At 68.0% G+C, this 5,400-nt stretch carries 5 protein-coding genes; all 5 read right to left on the bottom strand.

Annotation, left to right across the window (positions count from 1 at the left end):
- Position 1: 1 nt before the first annotated feature.
- Positions 2-985, bottom strand: coding sequence for an ABC transporter permease (locus tag GY24_RS17035; RefSeq protein ID WP_104477794.1), 984 nt, complete (start codon positions 983-985; stop codon positions 2-4).
- Positions 982-2,511: a sugar ABC transporter ATP-binding protein gene (locus tag GY24_RS17030; RefSeq protein WP_104477792.1), complete on the bottom strand. Its 1,530-nt coding sequence runs from the start codon at positions 2,509-2,511 to the stop codon at positions 982-984. The genes GY24_RS17035 and GY24_RS17030 overlap by 4 nt, the downstream gene beginning before the upstream one ends.
- A gap of 6 nt (positions 2,512-2,517) precedes the next feature.
- Positions 2,518-3,552: a sugar ABC transporter substrate-binding protein gene (locus tag GY24_RS17025; protein ID WP_104477790.1), complete on the bottom strand. Its 1,035-nt coding sequence runs from the start codon at positions 3,550-3,552 to the stop codon at positions 2,518-2,520.
- Positions 3,553-3,610: 58 nt separating this feature from the next.
- Entirely contained in the window at positions 3,611-3,925 is a 315-nt protein-coding gene (locus tag GY24_RS17020; protein WP_104477788.1) for a hypothetical protein, read from the bottom strand.
- A gap of 255 nt (positions 3,926-4,180) precedes the next feature.
- On the bottom strand, positions 4,181-5,400 hold a 1,220-nt coding region (locus tag GY24_RS17015; RefSeq protein ID WP_133161239.1), incomplete at its 5' end, for a PucR family transcriptional regulator.

Here is a 5,400-nt window from a genome sequence, read left to right as displayed (position 1 = left end):
CCTAGCGTCGCCCTCGGCCGGCGGCGGCGATGCCGACCGCCGCCAGGATGATGACTCCGGTGACCATGTCCTTCAGCTGCGGGTTGAGGTTGAGCAGGTCGAAGCCGTTGCCGATCAGGGCGATGAGGAACACGCCGGCGATGGAGCGCCAGACGGCCCCGACCCCGCCGTAGATGCTCGTCCCGCCGAGGATCACGGCGGCGATCGCGCTGAGCTCGAGGCCGGCACCGGCCAGCGGCTGTCCAGACGAGATGCGCGAGACGCCGATGGCCGCGGCGGTTCCCGCGGCGAGGCCGCTCAGGACGAACACGATCACCCGGGTGCGATTGATGTTGATGCCGGAGAGCTCTGCGGCCTCGTCGTTGCCGCCGACGGCGTAGACGTGGCGACCGAAGATCGTGCGCGAGAGAAGCAGCCAGAAGATGGCGGCGACGACGATCATGATGAACACCGCGATGAAGACGCCGCCGACGCGTTCCCGGCCGAGCGTCGAGAAACCGGGCGTCGTCACCGTGATGAGGCTTCCGCCGGTGATCAGCACGGCGATGGTCGTGAAGATCATCGAGGAGGCCAGTGTCGCCAGGAACGAGTGCACCCTGAGCTTGGTGATCACGATGCCGTTGAAGGCACCGAGGACGACGCCGGCGACGGGTGCCGCCAGCAGGGCGAGCCACACGTTCTCCGTCGCGACCGCGATCCACGCCGCGATCACGCCGGCGACACCGTAGACGGCGCCGCTGGACAGGTCGAAGTTGCCCGAGATGATCACGAAGGTGCCGGCCGCGGCGATGATCACGAGCGGTGCGTTCTGGTTCAGGATGTTGACGATGTTGCCGAAGGTGAAGAACGACGGCGAGAGGATCGCGAGCGCGATCAGCACGGCGCCGAGCAGGAAGAGCACGGCGTACTCGATCGCCAGCTCCTTGACGGCGAAGCGCTTCCGCGACCGGATCTGGGTGACGGTGGTGTTGATGGCCTCACTCATGCTGCCGGCTCCTCGTTTGGGGTGACGTTGAAGAGCTGGAACAGCACCTTCTCAACGGTGGTCTCCTCGGGAACGATCTCCCCGAAGGTGCGGCCCTCCGAGACCAGGTAGGCCCGGTGTGCGAGCTCCATGATCTCTTCGTGCTCCGAGGAGATCAGGACGACGCCGATCCCCTCCTGTGCGAGCCTCACGATGAGCTCGTAGATGGTGCGCTTCGCACCGACATCCACCCCGCGCGTCGGCTCGTCGAGGATGATGACCTTCGGGTCTGCCGCGAGTGCCTTGCTGAGCAGCGCCTTCTGCTGGTTGCCTCCGGAGAACCAGCCGACGGGCAGCTCGATGTCGAGCGGGCGCATCTGCAGGGCGCTCGCGAACCCGAGTGCGACGCTCTTCTCGGCACGGGTGCTGATGACGCCGGCGGCGGCGCGTTTGCCGAGGCTGGCCAGCGCGATGTTCTCGCGCACGGAGCGTTCGAGAACGAGCCCGTCCCGGTGCCGGTCCTCCGAGACAAAGATGAGGCCGGCCGCGATCGAGTCCCTCGGGCGCTTCCGCGCCCAGTCGACGCCCCGGTAGACGACCTCGCCACCGCTCAGCTCGTCCACGCCGAAGACCGCGCGGAGACACTCGGTCCGGCCGCTGCCGACCAGGCCGAGCAGGCCGACGATCTCGCCGGGCCGGACCTCGAACGACATGCCTTCCACACCGGTGGACGTGCGCGCGTTCCCGACCCGCAGGAGCGGGGCAGCCGTGCGGTCGGGCGCGGGCGGGCGCTCGGGGTAGGCCCCGTCCAGCTCGCGTCCGAGCATCGCGGTCACCAGCTCGTGCTTGGTGACCTCGGAGGTGGCGACCGTGCTGACCCGGCGGCCGTCGCGCATCACGGTGATGCGGTCGGCGACGCTCAGCACGGAGTCGAGGAAGTGGGACACGTAGACGACGCAGCATCCCCGGTCGCGCAGGGTGCGCATGAGCGCCTCGAGCTGCGCCATCTCCTTGGCCGCGAGCGAGGAGGTGGGTTCGTCCATCACGATGACGCGCGCATCCCGGGCGAGCGAGCGCAGGATCTCCACCTTCTGCTGGTCGGCGATGCGGAGCTCACGCACCTTCGCCCGGGGGTCGAGCCCGAAGCCGACCTCGGCGTCGAGGGCCAGGAGCCGCTCGCTCAGGTTGCGGCGCTCGAACCCGAATCGCTGCTCCTCCGCACCGAGGAAGACGTTCTGGGCCACAGTCAGATCGGGCACGAGCGCAAGCTCCTGCGCGATCATGGCGACGCCGTGCCGCTGAGCCAGTGCCGGGTTCCACCGCTCGACCGAGACGTCGTCGACGAGGACCTCGCCCTGGTCTGCCGCATAGATGCCCGCGATGACCTTTCCGAGGGTCGACTTGCCTGCACCGTTCTCTCCGACGAAGGCATGGATCTCGCCCGCGCGCACCTCGAGGGAGACGTTGTCGAGCGCCTGCGTGCCGCCGAAACGCTTGCTCACGTTGCGCAGCTCGATCAGAGTGGCCCCGATCACTGGCTCAGCCATGGTGGGCTATCCGTTCCACTCGCCGGTGTAGTCCGGGTGCTCCAGCAGGTCCTTCTGGGTGATGAAGGGGCCGAAGTCGCCCAGCGAGTCGGCATCGACGACGGCCTCCACCGGCTCGCCGCGCAGCTGGTTGACGATCTGCTCGAGCGCCTTCCCGCCCATGGTGACCGGGTAGTTCAGGTAGCCGTTGCTCCAGGTGCCCGCGCGGACGGCTTCGACGGCCTCCTTGGTGCCGCCGCCACCGGTGAGGAACACCGTGGACGGGTCGATTCCGGCATCCTCCAGCGCGATCTGCGCGCCCATCGTCTGCTGATCGGCGTTGCTCAGGATGCCGTTGATGTCCTTGTTGCCCTGCAACAGGTTGCTGACCGCGGTCAGTGACTTGTCGCGGTCGTAGGCACCCTCGACGGTGCCGACGATGGTGATGTTCTTGTGCTTGTCGAGGACCTGGTGCCACGCGTCGACGCGGGCAACGTCGAGCGGCGAGTTCAGCAGGCCGGCGAGAAGGCCCAGCTTGCAGGGGTCGATGTCCTTGCAGTACTCGACGGCCTGCTCGGCCTGCCCGGTCGCACCGATCGAGGGGGGCGAGGCGACCGTGCTGATGACGCCGTCGGTCTGCTGTTCCATCTTCTCGATGTCCGGGCCGATGGGGTTGAGCACCGTGGCGACGGGAACGTCGTTGCCGAGCGGGAATGCCGCGGCGAGGCCGGGGCCGTCGTTGGGAACGACGATGATGCCGTCGGCCTGGCCGGTGGTGCCGGCGTTCTGCATCTGCGAGAGCTGCGTGTTCGCGTCGAACTGGCCGTCCTGGATCTTGGTGGTGATCGTGATGCCCAGCTCAGCGGAGAGCTCTGCGGCACGCGTCTCGATGCCCTCGTAGACGGCCTGGCTGTAGCCGTTCTGCGACGACGCGGCGAGAAACACGATGTTGTACGACTCGCCATCGGCGTTGCCGGCGGGCCCGGCGGAGCTGCAGCCGGCGAGGGAGGCGCCGAGCGCTAGAACACCAGCGCCTGCGATTACTCGGAGAAGAGGCTTCATTGCTTTCTACTTTCTTCAGTGATTGCGGAATCAGGGGGTGCGGAGGGGAGAACGATTGTCACTGCGGCTCGGAGTTCTTGCTCACTCCGTGGTCGACGCGGTAGAGCCGGCCCACGCCGATCTCGGCGTCGGCGAGCAGCTCTTTCAGCGCGGGAGCCGTCCGGCCGCGGTTCGGGTGGTCGATCCACTCCTGGTAGGCAGCCTCGTCTGGCCAGAGCGCGGTGACGATGATCTCGCCCGAGCCGTCGACGGCCGCGGAGATCTCGGATGCGACCGCGCGAGTGAGGGTGAGCGACTCCCGCAGAATCTGCTCTGTGCGGTAGATCTCGAAGATGGGCTCGACCTTCTCCGGTGTCGAGCGAAGGCTGAGCACTGAACGAATCATCTGACCGAAAACTCCCTTGTCTTGGTGGTGATCACACGCGAGCGGAACGCTGTCGCGGATGTGAGGAGAAGCTATCCGTCGCGCTCGGGGCGGCAGTGTGCAGAATGCACAAGCCCAACGGCTTGTGCTGGGCATTGGCAATTCTCAGCGCCGAGAAGACGCTGTTCTCTGGGCGTCGAATCTCTCGGAAAAAAGCTTGCGGGGGTCTCTTCCGTGCCGCTGGCATCGGCTCCGAGCGGTGCCTCAGGCGCGGCCGGGCACGCGTGGGGCGCCGCGCCGACGGGCGAGCGCGGCCAGGATCATGTGAGCGGGGAGGATCTCACCGGGGTCGTTGAGTGCGACGCCCAACTCCTCCGCACGGCGCAGTCGCGACTGGACGGTGTTGCGGTGAACGCCCAACGCGCTCGCCGTGTGCGAGATCGATCCGCGCGCCGACAGGTAGGCGAGCAGCGTCTCGATGATCTCGCCGGAAGCGGCGTCCGTGAGCAGCAGCGGGAATATCTCGTTGGCCACCTGTTCGGCCAGCTCGGGCGGCAGCAGTCGGTGCAGCAGGTGCGAACGGATGTCGTCGAACACGACAAGCGCGTCATCCGAGGCACCGTCGGTGCCAGCCAGCCTGGCTGCCAGCCACGCCTTTCGCACGCTGTTCGGGGCCGCCGCCGAGCCGCTGAAGATCGGCGAGACACCGACCATGAGGCCGAGGACGCACAACTGTTCGAGCTGCTCGCGCAGCCGATCGATGATGAGCTGTTGGCTGTCCTCGTCGCGCAACGGCACAAATGCCAGCCAACCGTCGGTGAAGCGCCCGAGCGGGACCTCGGGCACTTCCGCGTTCCAGAGCTGGTGCACGGCGCCACCGAGGCGTCCCGGGTCGTTGCTCAGGATACACAGGGCCATGTGGCTTCCGTCGAGCGGCCAGGTCAGGGCGGCTGCGGCTCCCAGGTCGAAGGGATCGTCGTAGCCGCCGACGCGTGAGGTGCCGGTGAGCGCGGTCATGGTGACCATCGGCAGGGACGCCCGGATCGCGCGCAGCCGCGTCTCGCTGAGGAGCGCCCGTATCGCGGGCACCGCCGCGAGCAGCACGTGTTCGGTGAAGGAACCCGCATGCTCGGTGACGTCGGCGACGAGCACGTCGGCCTCACTGCCTCGCCGTGAGACGCGAACGGTGACCGGCGTGACGTGCTCACCGGGCGAGAGGGCCGGCCGCGTGGGAGCGGACGAGCCCCCGGCCTCGGCGATGGCGACTCCGCCGGTCGACACGACCCGCACCCGCACCCCGCCGAGTTCACCGGAGACCAGCGCGACGAGCGAGACGAGGTCCTCGGCGTCCGCCAGCCGAGCGCTGAGCGCCTGGATCCTCGCGACGGACCCGGCCCGAGCGACTCCCAGCTGTATCGCAACGTCCAGCGCCAGCCTGGTCACGTCGCGATTCGTGGTGAGCAGTGTGACACCGAGGCGGCGGG

Source organism: Microterricola pindariensis (assembly GCF_002936985.1).
GTDB lineage: Bacteria > Actinomycetota > Actinomycetes > Actinomycetales > Microbacteriaceae > Microterricola > Microterricola pindariensis.
Note: the sequence above shows the minus strand (reverse complement) of the source record. Positions and strands in the feature narration are given on the sequence as shown.

Coding starts and splice junctions, on each gene's coding strand:
- GY24_RS17035 (WP_104477794.1), bottom strand. CDS start 985: ATGAGTGAGGCCATCAACACCACCGTCACCCAGATCCGGTCGCGGAAG.
- GY24_RS17030 (WP_104477792.1), bottom strand. CDS start 2,511: ATGGCTGAGCCAGTGATCGGGGCCACTCTGATCGAGCTGCGCAACGTG.
- GY24_RS17025 (WP_104477790.1), bottom strand. CDS start 3,552: ATGAAGCCTCTTCTCCGAGTAATCGCAGGCGCTGGTGTTCTAGCGCTC.